Source organism: Paenibacillus sp. Soil766 (genome assembly GCF_001428105.1).
Taxonomy (GTDB): domain Bacteria; phylum Bacillota; class Bacilli; order Paenibacillales; family NBRC-103111; genus Paenibacillus_E.
In genome coordinates this window covers 126,838-142,423 of sequence record NZ_LMSJ01000019.1, presented here as the reverse complement: position 1 = coordinate 142,423, position 15,586 = coordinate 126,838, and the positions used below count along the sequence as shown (strand labels likewise).

The 15,586-nt window shown below is 46.1% G+C and carries 14 protein-coding genes; 3 read left to right on the top strand and 11 right to left on the bottom strand.

The features are described 5' to 3' along the window. The first annotated feature begins 604 nt into the window (after positions 1 to 604). On the top strand, positions 605 to 952 hold the full coding sequence (locus ASG89_RS35655; protein WP_082593287.1) for a DUF3889 domain-containing protein: 348 nt from the start codon (positions 605 to 607) through the stop codon (positions 950 to 952). Here ASG89_RS35655 and ASG89_RS15820 read toward each other — a convergent pair. From ASG89_RS15820 to ASG89_RS15790, 7 genes are all read right to left on the bottom strand, one after another. Continuing rightward, positions 947 to 2,266: a replication-associated recombination protein A gene (locus tag ASG89_RS15820; RefSeq protein WP_057311669.1), complete on the bottom strand. Its 1,320-nt coding sequence runs from the start codon at positions 2,264 to 2,266 to the stop codon at positions 947 to 949. The two genes, ASG89_RS35655 and ASG89_RS15820, sit on opposite strands and share 6 nt — an antisense overlap. 128 nt (positions 2,267 to 2,394) lie before the next feature. Next, entirely contained in the window at positions 2,395 to 3,924 is a 1,530-nt protein-coding gene (locus ASG89_RS15815) for an MFS transporter (RefSeq protein WP_057311668.1), read from the bottom strand. A 14-nt stretch (positions 3,925 to 3,938) separates the two neighbouring features. Then, positions 3,939 to 4,466, bottom strand: a complete 528-nt coding sequence (locus ASG89_RS15810; protein WP_057311667.1) for a PadR family transcriptional regulator — start codon at positions 4,464 to 4,466, stop codon at positions 3,939 to 3,941. A 142-nt stretch (positions 4,467 to 4,608) separates the two neighbouring features. Then, a complete protein-coding gene (locus ASG89_RS15805) occupies positions 4,609 to 5,367 on the bottom strand; it encodes a ThiF family adenylyltransferase (protein WP_057311666.1) in 759 nt (252 codons plus the stop codon). A 24-nt stretch (positions 5,368 to 5,391) separates the two neighbouring features. After that, positions 5,392 to 7,173, bottom strand: coding sequence for an aspartate--tRNA ligase (gene aspS / locus ASG89_RS15800; RefSeq protein WP_057311665.1), 1,782 nt, complete (start codon positions 7,171 to 7,173; stop codon positions 5,392 to 5,394). A gap of 44 nt (positions 7,174 to 7,217) precedes the next feature. After that, complete coding sequence (gene hisS, locus ASG89_RS15795; RefSeq protein ID WP_057311664.1) at positions 7,218 to 8,483, bottom strand: histidine--tRNA ligase; 1,266 nt, start codon at positions 8,481 to 8,483, stop codon at positions 7,218 to 7,220. A gap of 433 nt (positions 8,484 to 8,916) precedes the next feature. Further along, on the bottom strand, positions 8,917 to 9,225 hold the full coding sequence (locus ASG89_RS15790) for a winged helix-turn-helix transcriptional regulator (RefSeq protein WP_057311663.1): 309 nt from the start codon (positions 9,223 to 9,225) through the stop codon (positions 8,917 to 8,919). 157 nt (positions 9,226 to 9,382) lie between these two features. Here ASG89_RS15790 and ASG89_RS15785 point away from each other — a divergent pair, with 157 nt between their 5' ends. Both ASG89_RS15785 and ASG89_RS15780 read left to right on the top strand, forming a co-directional pair. Continuing rightward, positions 9,383 to 9,775 (top strand): DoxX family protein, encoded by a 393-nt coding sequence (locus ASG89_RS15785; RefSeq protein ID WP_057311662.1) that lies wholly within the window; start codon positions 9,383 to 9,385, stop codon positions 9,773 to 9,775. Between the two features lie 340 nt (positions 9,776 to 10,115). Continuing rightward, positions 10,116 to 10,433, top strand: coding sequence for a hypothetical protein (locus ASG89_RS15780; RefSeq protein WP_057311661.1), 318 nt, complete (start codon positions 10,116 to 10,118; stop codon positions 10,431 to 10,433). A 99-nt stretch (positions 10,434 to 10,532) separates the two neighbouring features. Here the strand turns inward: ASG89_RS15780 and ASG89_RS15775 are convergent, their stop codons facing one another. The 4 genes from ASG89_RS15775 to ASG89_RS15765 form a co-directional block, all read right to left on the bottom strand. Next, a complete protein-coding gene (locus ASG89_RS15775; RefSeq protein WP_235549785.1) occupies positions 10,533 to 12,497 on the bottom strand; it encodes an FAD-dependent oxidoreductase in 1,965 nt (654 codons plus the stop codon). Between the two features lie 135 nt (positions 12,498 to 12,632). Continuing rightward, entirely contained in the window at positions 12,633 to 12,806 is a 174-nt protein-coding gene (locus ASG89_RS36425; RefSeq protein ID WP_157276673.1) for a hypothetical protein, read from the bottom strand. Positions 12,807 to 12,890: 84 nt separating this feature from the next. Next, positions 12,891 to 13,331, bottom strand: coding sequence for a D-aminoacyl-tRNA deacylase (dtd, locus tag ASG89_RS15770; RefSeq protein WP_057311660.1), 441 nt, complete (start codon positions 13,329 to 13,331; stop codon positions 12,891 to 12,893). A gap of 22 nt (positions 13,332 to 13,353) precedes the next feature. Next, on the bottom strand, positions 13,354 to 15,540 hold the full coding sequence (locus ASG89_RS15765; protein ID WP_057311659.1) for a RelA/SpoT family protein: 2,187 nt from the start codon (positions 15,538 to 15,540) through the stop codon (positions 13,354 to 13,356). Positions 15,541 to 15,586: the final 46 nt, after the last annotated feature.

Below are 15,586 nucleotides of genomic sequence, written 5' to 3'. Positions count from 1 at the left end.
ATATAGGATATTGCTTTTCATACATCTCATTCCCCCTCATCAATATTGTACTTCATGCATATTGAAGACTCCAATCCAATTAGGGGGCTTAAGAGAAAGTACAGCTATTTCGCAGAATTCCATATGAAAATTCGATTTAGATGGATATTATGTAGTTAAATCTGCCTCATTTGGCTATATTGGCTTAAAGGCTCGGAATTAACTGTAGGAAATCCAGTTATTCAGATCTTGAAGGGATTTCACCCAGAATTAACTGTACAAAATACATTTAATCACTGCAGGTAACTCCAAGCTACTCCATGCACTTCACACAATGTGATGTACCACACACACCTCCATGCACTTCACCCAACGTGATGAACCACACACACCTCCATGCACTTCACCCAACGTGATGAACCACACGCATCGATTAAAAGGAAACTGCTACCCTCGCGCCATGTTACGGCCTTAGATTTTGAACATTCCTAGGAGTACTCTTGCTATAAAACGATGTATTTGCTGTTATTTACCGTTCATTATGACGCATGCAAGATCTCTTTGTCGCACACGCTACAAACGAAAGGTGTGAGCGATACTGAGCAAAATCATAGCTATTTTACTCATGTTTGGCTTGAGCTGTGTTGGATCTTCACCTGCATTTGCGGTAGACACCATCCAACAAGGAAACGGTAACCATATCCGAAAGCCGCCTGAACATGACCCCTCATATGCCAAGTGGAGCCGCCTTGCATTTCAGGAGGCCGGTAAGGTGTATACATTGTTGGATTACAAATATATCGGAAAGTCCAAAGTGGCACCAGGGGTCGTACAACAGCAATTCCGCTTCTGGGTCAAAAAGAATGGTGCTGAATTCCCACTCATCGTCTCTATTCGTTATGATCCCGTTACAGAAAAGGTATTTACCATTCTCATGGAGCAAGAAAATAGAGGGACTCTACGGATTCTATGAATCTGTAGGCGTCCCTCTTCTTTTGTGCTGATTCAGCTTCATTTTCTCTTCTGTGCCTTGATTAGTTGCGGCGAAAATCACTTCATGCTGAATTTCATCCGGCAAGTATTGCTGACGCACATAATGCCCCGGGTAATTATGCGGATACATATAGCCTTTATGACCGAGCTTCTCCGCACCTTTGTAATGTGTATCACGCAGATGCAGCGGAACCTCTGCTGATTTCACCCGCTCCATCAACTCCTGTGCGCGCATGATGGCGAGCGGGATCGAATTGGACTTCGGACTTTCCACAGCGAATAAAATTGCCTGGGAAATGATGTACTTCGATTCCGGCCAGCCGATCTTATGGTAGGCGTCCATCGCGGTGACAGACTGAACCATCGCCTGCGGATTGGCGAGCCCGATATCTTCGCTGCAAGCGACGATCAGACGCCGCAGGAAGGTCATAGGATCCATGCCGAGCTTCTCGACGGCATAGAGGAACCAGAACAGCGCGGCGTCGCTTGAGCCGCGTACGCTCTTGTGAAAGGCGGACAAGACGTCATACTGCGTCGACTCATCCGCTTTCACGATCGGGCGGCGGATCGACTCCTCCGCCACCTCACGTGTGATATGAACCGTGCCGTCCGGTTCAGGGGAGGTCGTCAGCGCTGCTAGCTCCAGCGCGTTCAAGGATCGACGGATGTCGCCATTGGCCATCTGCGCGATGTGGTGCAACGCCTCCTCGTCCACGTGGAGGCGCATGAAGCCGAGCCCCTTCACGGGATCGGCGATCGCTCTTCGCATGGCGATGAGCGCATGCTCCGCCGTGAGGGGCTCGAGTTGAAACAGCGTCGAGCGCGACAAGAGGGCCCCGTTCACATGGTGAAAGGGGTTCTCTGTAGTCGCCCCGATGAAGATGAGGATGCCCTGCTCCACAGCAGGAAGCAGCGCATCCTGCCGCGAGGTATTGAAGCGATGGACTTCGTCCAGAAACAGGGTCGTTTTGCGCCCATACATCGCTTTCGTGCTTTTGGCCAGCTCGATGATCTCCCGGACGTCTTTCACGGATGCATCAACGGCGTTGAGCTTCATGAACTCGCCTTGTGTCCGATTTGCAATAATGTTCGCGAGCGTGGTCTTCCCTGTCCCTGGCGGCCCGTAAAGAAGAATCGAAGTCACTTGATCAGCCTCAATCGCACGGCGTAAGAGCTTCCCTTTGCCAACAATTTGCTCTTGTCCAATGTATTCGTCTAGTGTGGTTGGCCGCATCCGATCGGCGAGCAGCTTGCCTGCAGGGTCTTGTGATGATGCATATGTAAACAAATCCATGATAAGTTTCCTTTACTTGGTTATAAAAGTTGGTCTGTCCATTATACCCTGCCTAGAAAGGCATGTCATGTCTACCCAAGTAAAAAACTCCTCCAACGCGCGGAGACCACGCATGGAGGAGACATCATTTAGTGAGAAATAACAGGCTCCTGCTTAGCATCCTGCCGAGGTGCCGGTGCTGCGAAACGCAGTGGACCTGCAATAAAAGCAGCACCTAACCCTACAACACCAAAAGCTATACTAAGAATAAAGCCATGATTGATCGCTGTTCCCAGCGAGTCACGCAAGAAGTTCATTGTATCTGGTGGCAGAGATGAACCTGCACGTATCAATTGCTCGGGGTTCCCCAAAGTAGCAAGCTTATCAAGCGGCATTTGATGAGCGGCAGCACCATCCTGGATGAGGCTGCTGTAGTTATTGTTCACAATAGTCGCCATAATCGACGCACCTAGAACCCCGCCAATATTTCGCCAGAACCCTACGATTGAAGAGCTGACACCGATATATTTGCGGTCAACACTTTGTGCAACGGCATTTTGAGCCACACTCATTAACGGCCCGATCGCACCAACGCCAAGAATGACCATAAGCACGATCATATAGAATTGACTTGCATCATGACTGACTACGCTGAGCAGGTAACTAACCACAATCCCTGCTGTCATACTGAATGCGAACACAGCACGGAAGCTGAAGAAGCGTTGAAGGAACCCAAAGCCAACTGCACCAACCATCAAGGAAAACATCATAGGCGTAAGTAAACTATTCGAATTCGCATTGCCCAGAACCGCTGTTGAGAAAATAGGCAAATACGCAATAGCCGAAAACATAATCGCACCTTGACATAGACAAGCTAATACAGTGGCTAGAACCATCCGATTTTTGAACAGAGGTAACGGAAGAATGGGTTCATGTGCTCTGCGCTCCACGCCAATAAACAAGAAACCAATCACAACTGCAACGATTAACAAGCTAATGATTTGCCATGAGCCCCAGGCATAATCCTTACCACCGAACTCCAGTGCCAGCATAAGTGACACGGTTGTTACAATGAGAAACAGCGTGCCCAGATAATCGATTTTCGGACGACGATCGGAGCGAGATTCTTTTAAAGCAAAGAACAATACGAAGAACGACAATACACCAAGCGGCAAATTCACGTAGAAACACCAGCGCCAGCCCCATGATTCAGCCAAAAGCGTACCGATTTGCGGCCCAGCCACGGAAGATAGTCCAAAGATCCCTGCAAAAACGCCTGACAGCTTCGCCGCCTGCTTGGGATCGGCAAATATCGTGTAAATAATCGTAAAAGATATCGGAAAAATCGCACCAGAACCGATACCCTGAATGGCACGGAACACAATAAGTTGAGTCATATCTTGTGCCATACCGCATAAAGCCGACCCAATTAGGAAGATCGAAATTCCAATCATATAAAACAATTTTCTGCCGAACATATCCGACAACTTACCGAAAACAAGCATCGTGCTTGTGGAGGCAAGCATATAGGCGGTGAATACCCAGCTTATTTTATCAAACCCATTAATGTCGCTTATGATGTGTGAAATCGCTGATGATGTCACGGTGTTATCGAGTGCGGACATGAGAAGTCCAAGAGCCATCGCCAAAATAATCAAACCTGTTTTCTTATTCGCCATTTTCGAAATCTACCTCACTTCTGTTCTACATTTTTCAAACGTGTTATTCCTTGTGTAAGGGTATGGATTTTACTTTCTGAATTATTGATGCCAATTTGAATACAAATTTCCTGTGTAGGTGACATCTCGTGCTGGCAGTCCACGTACAGCTGGCGTAATTTCTCCAAATTTGCCTTCGTGCGCTTAAGGAACTCTTCTAACACACCAACCATGATATGTGCTTCTACAAACTCGCCAAAAAACAACCGTGTCATCGCATCCGATTTGAACTCATTGTCCTCAACTGGGCTATACATGTACTTTTTAAATTGGTGCTGCCCCTCCTCCGTAATAGAATAGAGATTCTTATTCGGTCTGCCTTCTTGAATGACGCTTTCCTTGGTAATCAAGCCATCCTTCTCCATTTTGCTGAGTGTTGGATAAATTGTGCCGAAACTCGCGTTATTAAAGTAAGATAGCACCGTCTCCATCTTGTGCTTGATGTCATAGCCAGATAGGCTATGGTGCATTAATAAACCCAAAATCACATCTTGACTATTCATGTTGTGAATCCTCCATTTTGGTGGTAACTGTATCAATCTATTTCCAATTTATCAGATTACCTATATCGAGTCAATATATACTTATTCGATATATAAATGAAATAAAAAAAGGGACACCCACATTCACGGGCATCCCTCATTTTTATGATTTTTTCTTCGCACCAATCTCCAGCAAATCCTTCACAGCCGCACTCACCATGATAAGTCCCGCTACAGGAGGTACAAAAGAATTACTTGCAGGCGGTTGCTGCGCCTTACGTCTATCTGGTGCATCCGCAGGCACAATTTGCTCAGTAACGTCTTCCCGCGGCTTCATTGGTTCTTCCATCGAGAATACGACCTTCACGCCCTTCTTAATGCCTTCCTTACGTAATCTTTGGCGAATGACGCGTGCGATCGGATCCATACTGGTCTTGGAAATATCAGCAATCCTAAATTGCGTAGGATCCATTTTGTTCGCAGCACCCATACAAGAAATCATCGGAATCTTACGTTCAAGACATTGCTTGATCAGATGAATCTTGTAGGAAATCGTATCGCTTGCATCGAGTACATAGTCAATCGGATAAGCAAATACTTGCTCATACGTTTCCTCTGTATAGAACATCCGAAGGGAGATGACATCACACTCGGGGTTTATCAAAAGGATACGGTCTCGCATCAGATCAGCCTTAGGCTGACCAACTGTCGTCGTAAGGGCATGGATCTGACGGTTGACATTCGTAATATCGACGACATCCTTGTCAATAAGGATCAAACGGCCAACGCCTGAGCGCGCCAAAGCTTCAGCCGCAATGCCACCGACACCGCCAATACCGAGTACAACAACGGTACTATTTTTCATAATTTCTAGACCCTCAGGGCCTATCGCTAGTTCAGTTCGCGAAAATTGGTGAAGCATGGGAACACTTCCTCTTCAAAGTTCTTAGACTTTCGCAGCAGGCTGCTTAAGCGCTAAGCGAATCGATAGTTGTTCTAGTTGTTTATCATCAACTGTTCCCGGAGCGTCCATCAACAAGTCTGTTGCGCTAGCTGTTTTCGGGAATGCAATTGTTTCTCTTAGGTTTGTACGACCTGTAATTAACATCACCAAGCGGTCAAATCCGAAAGCAAAACCACCGTGTGGAGGCGTACCGTATTCAAATGCTTCCAACAAGAAACCAAATTGCTCATTCGCTTCTTCCTTGGAGAAACCAAGCGCTGAGAACATTTTCTCTTGTACATCACGTTGGTAAATCCGCATGGAGCCACCGCCTACTTCATAGCCGTTCAAGACTAGATCGTATGCTTGCGCACGAATTTGACCTGGATCTGTATCGAAGAAATGAATGTCGTCTTCGTTCGGGCGTGTGAACGGATGGTGTTCCGCTACATAACGTTTCGCTTCTTCGTCATACCCAAGAAGTGGGAAGTCTACAACCCACGCATATTTGAACACGGAGTCATCGATTAGGCCAAGTTGACGTCCAATTTTCAGACGGAGGTTACCTAGAACATCAGCAACAACTTTCTTTTTATCCGCTGAGAATAGAAGTAGATCTCCTTCTTCTGCACCTAAACGCTCAGTCAGTGCAGCAATTTCAGCTTCGTTGAAGAATTTCACGATTGGCCCTTTGAACTCGCCGTCTTTCACTTGAATCCAAGCAAGACCTTTCGCGCCATAACGTGCTGCAAACGGTAGAAGATCGTCGATTTCTTTACGACTCCAAGTACCGCAGCCTTTGGCGTTCAGAGCTTTAACTTGGCCTCCGCCGTTAACTACGCTTGCGAACACTTGAACACCTGATGTAGACACGATATCCGATACATCTTGAAGCTCAAGACCAAAACGAAGATCCGGCTTATCGGACCCGTATTTCGCCATCGCATCGGCATGCGTAATGCGTTGGAACGGACGCGCGATTTCAACATTCGCTGTTTCTTTCATCAATTTCACGACAAGCTCTTCAAGAATCTCAAGAAGTTGATCTTGCGATAAGAAAGAAGTCTCGATATCGACTTGGGTAAACTCAGGTTGACGATCTGCACGAAGATCTTCGTCGCGGAAACAACGAGCGATTTGGTAGTAACGCTCAAGACCACTAACCATCAACAGCTGTTTAAAGATTTGTGGGGACTGCGGAAGGGCAAAGAACTCGCCTGGATGCACGCGGCTTGGAACCAAGTAATCACGTGCGCCTTCTGGTGTACTTTTCGTCAAGATCGGTGTTTCTACATCAATAAAGCCTTGGGAATCTAAGAAATTACGGAATATGTTGGACGCTTTGGAGCGCAGCATTAAGGTCCGTTGCATTTCTGGACGACGCAGGTCTAGGTAACGATATTTCAAACGAACCGCTTCATCCACTTCCACGCCATCTTCAATGAAGAACGGAGGTGTTTTGGCTGCGTTCATGATTTCAATATCGGTTACTTGAATTTCGATTTCACCTGTTGGAATGTTTTTGTTGACGGTCTCAGCGTCACGCTCTACGACTTTCCCTTTGATTGCAAGAACGTACTCATTACGTGCACGGTCAGCAATTGCCAATGCATCGCCAGAGAAATCCGGGTTAAACACCGTTTGTATTAAGCCACTGCGATCACGCAGGTCGATGAAAAGAAGTCCGCCAAAGTCGCGTCTTACTTGCACCCACCCGTTAAGTATTACTGTTTCGCCTACATGGGCTTTAGTTAGCTGCCCGCAATGATGTGTTTTGAGCATCATAATGATTGTTGCCTCCTTGTATTGTTCATGAATGAAGTAGCTATCTATTCGAATAGTGTCTTTGCAGCTTGTGAGGCAAGATCCACTAAACTTACCGTGATTTGATTCCCTGTTTCCATCTTCTTCAGCGTAATTTCGCCGCGCGCTAACTCATCATCACCAAGAATCGCTACATAAGTTGCTTGGAAGCGATCAGCAGACTTCATTTGAGCCTTCATCTTGCGGCCCTGATAGTCCTTCTCTGCTTTTAAGCCTTGAACTCTGAGCTGGTGCAGGAGCTTCGTAACTTCTTTCTCAGCAGCACCACCAAGACCAATCAAGTACACATCCAGCGGCTCAGGTTTAGGAATTTCAACCCCTTGTGCTTGCAATACGAGCAGAATTCGCTCTAGACCAAGACCCAAGCCTACACCTGGTTGATCGGTACCATGTCCACCGATCTGTTCGACAAGACCATTGTAGCGTCCGCCCCCACCAATTGTGTCGATCGCTCCGATACCTGCTGCCTTATATTCAAACGCTGTGTGCGTGTAGTAATCCAGACCACGTACCAAGCGAGGGTTAATACGGAATGGAATTTCCATCGCTGTTAAGTGCTCTTGTACCTGTGCAAAGTGTGTGCTGCACTCTTCATCTAAGAACTCAAGAATGTCAGGTGCGCCTACGCCATGCTTTTGATCTATTTTGCAATCGAGAATACGCATAGGGTTGCGGTCATAGCGCGACTGACAATCCTTACATAGCTGATCCTTCACAGGGGCGAAGAAAGCCTGCAACTGCTCACGGTAAGCCGTTCTAACCGCTGGTGTACCCACGGAGTTAACCTCAACGGTTACTTCTTTGAGTCCAATCTCTTTATAGAACGTGTAGCCAAGCGCGATCACTTCTGCGTCAATGCTTGGATCCACGGACCCGAAAGCTTCAATACCAAACTGATGAAACTGGCGATATCTCCCCGCTTGCGGCTGTTCGTAACGGAACATAGGTCCCACATAAAACAGTTTCGTCAGATCAGGAATCCCGTAAAGTTTATTTTCCACATACGCTCTAACGACCCCAGCCGTACCTTCCGGGCGAAGCGTCATGCTGCGTTCTCCTTTATCAAGAAAGGTATACATCTCTTTTTCGACGATATCTGTCGTTTCTCCAACCCCACGCGAAAAAAGCTCAGTACTCTCGAAAATTGGCGAACGAATTTCTTTGTAATTAAAACGTTGACACAAGTCTCTCGCCTTGGTCTCTAGGTACTGCCACTTCTCCACTTCGCCTGGAAGCAGATCTTGTGTGCCTTTTGGCTTCTGAATACTCATCTAAGTAACCTCCCTTTTTCTATACATACGTTCACCATGCTAAAAGCAAAAAATCCCCCATCCCCGACTTACGTCAGGGACGAGAGATTTGATTAACAAATTCACCCGTGGTACCACCCACATTCAGCAATGCTATGTTTCTTGCGTACGCAATCAAACACAACTTGCTCTTTGCGGTTAACGCCCGCTATTCGCACAACTACTACTTAGCACATGCTATCATGGCTGTTCCCAGTTGGTCCTCGGGGAGGTCTGTTCATTCACTCATCATGGGAAGCTTGCAGCCTAGGCTTCCTTCTCTGTACATGTGGGGGCGAATTACTGTGTCCCTTCAATGGATCACATTCTTATAGAATTACATTATGGTTATTGTAAACATTGGTAAGGGCAAAGTCAAGAGACAACCATACTTACTATGCGTCTCAACCTATATTTAATTAAAAGAGTCCGCCCATTTTTGTACTTCATCCATAACAGGCTGAAGTGCTTTCCCTTTAGGCGTCAATTCATATTCAATCCGTACCGGAGTTTCTGGATATACATGTCGAATAATTATTTCTGCAGCTTCGAGCTCCTTGAATCTTTCGGAAAGCATGCGATCACTCATACTTGGGATTAATACGGAGATATCTTTAAACCGCTTAGGCCCAGATAGCAACACATTCACGATAAGTCCAGTCCAACGTTTTCCCAGAAGTTCGAATGCATGCTCGAATTTGGGACATAGTTGATCGTTTTCCATCTTAATCATCTCCTTCGAGTTCTTGCCGATTACGGCATCAAACACTTCTGTAATAACTATTTTATCATAGTCGCTTGACAAAAGTAAGTGCTTCGTAATAATATACTAACATAAAGTAAGTTGTTAAACAAAATATATTTATAGAGGAGATGTCAGTATGTCATTAGGACTTCTTATTATTCGTTTGGTGATTGGGTTAACGATGGCGGCACATGGTACACAGAAATTGTTTGGTTGGTTTGGTGGTTACGGACCTAAAGGTACTGGCGGATTCTTCGAATCTATCGGTATTAAACCTGGTGTCATGATGGCGGTGGTAGCTGGTTTAATTGAGTTAGGTGGCGGTCTGCTCTTCGCCGCTGGTTTATGGACAGAAGTTGGCGCTGCTCTTATTATTATTACAATGATTATGGCTATTATTAAAGTTCACGGCAAAAATGGGTACTGGGCAACTTCCAATGGATTTGAATATAATCTAGCCTTACTTGTCATTGCGCTTGGCGTTGCTTTAATTGGTGCTGGTGACTATTCCATAGATGCACTTATGTAATAATTGAATTTCCAAACCGTCCAGCTTAGGCTGAGGCGGTTTTTCTTTGTATACAACAGGCCGCAGACCGTGGTACGCCTTGCCGATTAATTTACAAAGAAAATAGCCTGCGGCACGGGGCAGCAGGCTTTCAAAAGTTTATATTTTAAAGGGGGTCGACTATTAGTATATCCCTCGTAGATTAAAGGAACATGAAGCTCATATTACAATTTGATTACACCAAAATCCCGTTTACTTTCAAGCATTTTCATTTCGTTTCATTCGTATATTCATCTTATTTTCACATATAAATGTACAACAAGGCAGATGGCCTTGAATATAACATCTGGAGGCTGTAACAATGACACTACAAAACGAGTTTCAAGAGGAACGTCAAGATCTCGTGGTGCTTTTCTCTGAAGAATCCGAAACCGAAGCCGAAACTGCTGACGATGAAACTGCTGACGAAGAAGCAGCCGAAGAAGAGGCCATTGAAGAGACGGATACTGAAGATGCAGAGGAAGCGGAAGAAGCGGCTGATGAGGGAGAAATAGAAGCTGAGGAATCAGAGGATGCGGAAAGCGAAGAATCCGCAGACGAGGAGCCAGAAGCTGCCGACGAAGAAGCAGAGGAATCCGCTGAAGCAGAAGCGGACGAAGAAGCTGCCGACGAAGACTGAGAAATGTAACCGCATCCATCCTTTCTCTCCTAGCCAACTGCAAATTAAGAGCCTTACAGCCACATCTACTGCGGCAATAAGGCTCTTTATTGATGTATGCTATGGCTTACCTGTCAAACCAATCTTAACGTCACGAATCATCATGTACGTGTCGGCATTGGTCAGCTTTTGCTTATCTGCAATACCATTAATCGTTGTTGTTGTTAGCAGTTTCCCCTCTAGGAGCTTCGCTTGCGCTTCAGCAGCGGTCCCCTTTATGCCTAGTGCTTGCGTAAAGGTGTAGCTTGCTTGCTCCAAAGTCAACGGGATTTTGTCCGCATTGTCCACCTTTGCGATGGCTTGGTTGACATCACCTGCGAATGCATCCGGCTTCATCTTCCTTGCGCCACCAACCACATTGACCATCCGCTTCGGATTAGCCGCGTCGTCTAGACGGAAGTTATTGTCATAAGCACCTGATGCTAGTCCTAGCATCAGCGCTGTTTTCAAGCCCTCGAATGACTTATGCTCCATAAATGGCTGAGGCTTAATGGTCATCGGCTGAACTTCCATGCCTTGTTTATTCAGCTGGGCCTGCAGCTTCGCTATCATGTCCTTGGATGCTGAGATCTGACGGAACGTCATGTTCTCCGCTTTCGCCAAGCTCACCGCTGCACCTGCTGCTTCCCCTTCTGCCATCCCCGTCGGCATCACGCGAGCACTTCCGTGTGGCAGTGTATCGTAACTTGCCGCTCTGCCTACAACGAGTAAGCCATCAATCTTTTGTGGAACGATGCTGCGGAAAGGAATCGCGTATTGTTTCGGCTTACACACGACATTACCTGAGTCTGTAGGCGCTATCCGCTGGATATCAACCGGGTATGAACCGAAGCCGATGCGATCCCACTGATCTGCATTTGTACAAACATCGACGATACTCAATCGGTATTCGCCCTGCATGTGTCGGGTCTCTCTCACATAAAGCTCTGGCGCGGAACCATCGAGCTCAATCGACGAGAATTCTGGGAACGTTTTCTGCATATAGGCAACAATATTCGGCAGTTCCTTCTTCCCAATATCGAATGCCTCTTGAACCGACTTCGGATCAAAGGTATCTACGCCAAAAATCTGCAAGGCATTAATAAGCACCGTATTGTTATTTTGCCTGCCCATATTGAGGCCTCTCATTTTGGCTCTGTCCTTGTTAAGTGCTGGATAATTGCTCATTTCACTGTATCCAAATACACTCACATCCGTAACGCCTGTACCCGAATTGTCATCCCCATTTAACCGGTTGGCCATCAATTTCCATACTTCAGGCGTGACATTCTTCAAACGAAAGGCCAGTGTAACGGCCATTTTGGATTTGGGATCTCCGATATCCTCATGCCCCATTGTAAAAGGAACACCAGCGGCGGCTGCGAAGTCACCATCTTGTGTCGCATCAATGACGGATGCGGCTTTGACAACTTGCGTGCTGCCATTTTCAAGTGTGATTGTCGCGCCCTGAACTGCATTTTTATTGGCCGTAAGCAGCGGATCAATCTTCTTCGTTTTCATCAAGACATCAATATTCTTTTCATTCTTTACAGCTTCGTAGAAGGCATTGGCCGCTGTATTCACATCGAAGGAATCACCTTCCGTTTTGGCGTACCATTCCGAGAAATACCCTTTGTTCCACACATCATCCTTGCCAAGCAAGGTTTTATTCGTGGAATAATTGTTATCCAAAGAATTAATCCAGCCAAGCGTCATCAAACCGCCAAAAATCTCTCGATTTCGGCCATCGACAAGCAGCGTGCTGAGTCCATTTCGAGCTGATGAAACCGCAGCGGCTATCCCCTCCGGATCCGTACCGATGACAATGACATCATAGGCTTCTTTCACCTTTTTGACCGATTTCACTTCTTCAAGGGCTTGTTGCTGATCACTATGTCCTTTGGCGTTCTTATGATGATTATATTGATAGTACATGGCGGCCGTTGCTGCAACCAACGTAAGTACAATCAATACTACCATTAACCATAGCCAACCTCTGGATGTGGATTTGTTGCGATTCGAATTTGCCATTACGACTTTAAGCACCCACCTTATCTCCTGCATGTCTAACAATAATTCCATAGGCTAGTTTACCACAATTTGATGGAGGAGAGAAATTCTACCTTTGGTACAAATAAAACCACGCAAGGCTGACGAACAGCACAGACGTGGTTTTATGAATTACCGGAACGATTTCTTAGGAATACTCTTCATTTTTTCCTGATCAGAAGTGAATTCTGCACTAATTTCAACATCCGCAAAGGCATTTACTTGACTCATTCGCTCCGCCATGGAGGAATGGAACAGTTGCTGTATCGGGGCAGTCATCATCTTTTCTTTACTAGATTGACGCATCTGTAGGCTCCTAACCGCTAGTTTATACATGTATAGTATAACCAGTGACTAGGCCGTCTATCCTGAATCCTTCATCCAAATCGCTTATTTACTATCGATAATCAAGGTTACAGGTCCCCAATTCGTTAGGGATACATCCATCATTTCACCAAATGCACCTGTTTCAACCTGCAACCCCTGCTCTCTGAGCAATCTGTTGAATGCCTGATACAACGGTTCCGCTTGTTCAGGCCTTGCTGCTGACATGAAATTCGGGCGCTTACCCTTGCGACAATCCCCATATAACGTAAATTGTGACACAGAAAGAACCGCTCCCCCGGTCTCAAGGACAGACAAATTCATTTTACCTGCTTCATCTTCAAAAATACGGAGCCCGGCCACTTTCTCTGCGAGATACTTTGCATCCTGTTCGGTATCTTCATGGGTAATACCAACGAGCAGCATTAGACCTTGCTCAATGCGACCGATGATTTGATGATTGACGGTTACTTCCGCATGCTTACAACGTTGAACAACTACTCTCATCGTTCCTAAATCCCCTTACCAGCTAGGTCTGCATAATCCGTTGAACCGAATAAACATCTTTGACTCGTTTTATTTTTTCTACAACCGACTGTAGATGATCGATATTTTTGATCAAAATAGTCATATGAATGGTCGCCATTTTGTTCTTATCCGAACGCCCAGAAACAGCAGAAATCATCGTCTTGCTCTCGGAGACAGCTTGCAGCACTTCGTTTAAGAAGCCGCGGCGATCATGGCCTGTAATCTCAATTTCCACGTTGAAATTAGATTCAACAGCCTCCGCCCAATCCACTTCAATAACCCGTTCTTCCTCGCCCATACTCGTCGGAATGTTCGTACAATCCGAGCGATGGACAGAAACGCCGCGTCCGCGAGTAATATAGCCAATAATGAAATCCCCTGGTACCGGATTGCAGCAACGAGCAAATCGAACAAGCAGGTTATCTACACCCTTGACGCGTACACCGTTTGTAGGACGGCTTTTGCGCTCTGTAGAGACAGGTGCTTTGACCTCTTTTACTTCACTGCTCAGCTTAATAATCTGGGCTTCTTCCGCTTCCTTACGCAGCTTCTCCGTTAGCTTGGTACATATTTGTGCTGCTGTTATGCCACCAAATCCAACCGCCGAAAGCATGTCTTCAATATCGCTAAAATTAAACTTCTTCGCCGCTTCCAGCATTTTATCATCGCTCATTAGGGTTGGAGGATCGATGGCTAAACGTTTAAGCTCACGTTCAATCATATCCTTACCTTTTTCAACGTTCTCTTCCCGCTTTTCTTTCTTAAACCACTGCTTAATCTTACTGCGTGCATGGGAGGATTGCGCGATTTTGACCCAATCTTGACTTGGCCCATAGGAATGCTTAGAAGTTAGGATTTCAATAATATCGCCAGTTTTGAGCTTATGATCGAGCGGAACGATCCGCGAATTGACTTTGGCACCAATGGTACGGTTCCCAACTTCGGTATGAATGCGATAGGCAAAATCCAACGGAACTGACCCAGCAGGAAGCTCGATAACTTCCCCTTTTGGCGTAAATACGAAAACAAGATCAGAGAAGAAATCCATCTTCATGGATTCCATGAACTCAGATGCATCATTCGTTTCATGCTGAAGCTCCAGAATTTCGCGGAACCAGCTCATTTTATCCTCGAAAGTGCCAGATGGGACAACAGATCCGCCTTCTTTGTAAGCCCAATGCGCGGCAATCCCGAACTCGGAGGTACGATGCATTTCCCAAGTCCGAATCTGAACCTCTAGCGGCTCACCCTTCGGCCCAATAACGGTCGTGTGCAGGGATTGGTACATATTCGGCTTCGGCATCGCAATATAATCCTTGAAGCGGCCAGGCATCGGTTTCCATAACGTATGAATGATACCCAAAGAGGCATAGCAATCCTTGATGCCGTCAACAATGACGCGCAACGCCATGAGATCGTAGATCTCGTTAAATTGCTTACCGCGGGAGCTCATTTTTTTGTAAATGCTGTAGAGATGCTTCGGTCTTCCTGAAATATCCCCCTGAATCCCCATCTCATCCAATTTCTCTTTGATACTGTGAATGACATCCTCAATGTATTGCTCTCGCTCAGTCCGTTTCTTCTGCATGAGATTCACGATCCGGTAGTATTGTTGCGGATTCAAATAACGGAGGGCAATGTCCTCCATCTCCCATTTGATTGTGGAAATACCAAGTCGATGAGCAATCGGGCAGAAAATCTCCAGCGTTTCTTCCGCAATGCGGCGCTGGCTTTCTTCGGATTGATACTTCAATGTCCGCATATTATGCAGACGGTCCGCTAGCTTAATCAGAATAACGCGAATATCCTGCGCCATCGCAACGAACATTTTGCGGTAATTCTCATTCTGCTGCTCTTCTTTGGATTTGAACTTAATGCGCTCCAGCTTCGTCAAACCATCAACGAGCATCGCACAGGTTTTCCCGAATTTATCTAGAACAGTTTCCAATGAAACTGTCGTGTCTTCAACCACATCATGCAGAAGTGCTGCGATCACCGAAGTGACATCCATCTGCATATTCACCAATATATCTGCAACAGCGAGTGGATGCAGAATATAGGGCTCACCTGATTTGCGCACTTGGCCATGATGGGCTTCATCCGCGAATTCATAGGCCTCCCGAATCCTCTGCAAATCATTCTCTTTCAGATAGGTGGCGGCCTTTTCCAGCAGCTGCTCTATACCCATGCATCTACCCATTCCCTTTAGTCGATTTTTATTCATTATGCCTGCA

What these genes read in the sequence shown, in the direction of transcription:
- ASG89_RS35655 (WP_082593287.1), top strand. Translation starts at nt 605, where the DNA reads ATGTTTGGCTTGAGCTGTGTTGGATCTTCACCTGCATTTGCGGTAGAC.
- ASG89_RS15820 (WP_057311669.1), bottom strand. Translation starts at nt 2,266, where the DNA reads ATGGATTTGTTTACATATGCATCATCACAAGACCCTGCAGGCAAGCTG.
- ASG89_RS15815 (WP_057311668.1), bottom strand. Translation starts at nt 3,924, where the DNA reads ATGGCGAATAAGAAAACAGGTTTGATTATTTTGGCGATGGCTCTTGGA.
- ASG89_RS15810 (WP_057311667.1), bottom strand. Translation starts at nt 4,466, where the DNA reads ATGAATAGTCAAGATGTGATTTTGGGTTTATTAATGCACCATAGCCTA.
- ASG89_RS15805 (WP_057311666.1), bottom strand. Translation starts at nt 5,367, where the DNA reads ATGCTTCACCAATTTTCGCGAACTGAACTAGCGATAGGCCCTGAGGGT.
- aspS (WP_057311665.1), bottom strand. Translation starts at nt 7,173, where the DNA reads ATGATGCTCAAAACACATCATTGCGGGCAGCTAACTAAAGCCCATGTA.
- hisS (WP_057311664.1), bottom strand. Translation starts at nt 8,483, where the DNA reads ATGAGTATTCAGAAGCCAAAAGGCACACAAGATCTGCTTCCAGGCGAA.
- ASG89_RS15790 (WP_057311663.1), bottom strand. Translation starts at nt 9,225, where the DNA reads ATGGAAAACGATCAACTATGTCCCAAATTCGAGCATGCATTCGAACTT.
- ASG89_RS15785 (WP_057311662.1), top strand. Translation starts at nt 9,383, where the DNA reads ATGTCATTAGGACTTCTTATTATTCGTTTGGTGATTGGGTTAACGATG.
- ASG89_RS15780 (WP_057311661.1), top strand. Translation starts at nt 10,116, where the DNA reads ATGACACTACAAAACGAGTTTCAAGAGGAACGTCAAGATCTCGTGGTG.
- ASG89_RS36425 (WP_157276673.1), bottom strand. Translation starts at nt 12,806, where the DNA reads ATGCGTCAATCTAGTAAAGAAAAGATGATGACTGCCCCGATACAGCAA.
- dtd (WP_057311660.1), bottom strand. Translation starts at nt 13,331, where the DNA reads ATGAGAGTAGTTGTTCAACGTTGTAAGCATGCGGAAGTAACCGTCAAT.
- ASG89_RS15765 (WP_057311659.1), bottom strand. Translation starts at nt 15,540, where the DNA reads ATGGGTATAGAGCAGCTGCTGGAAAAGGCCGCCACCTATCTGAAAGAG.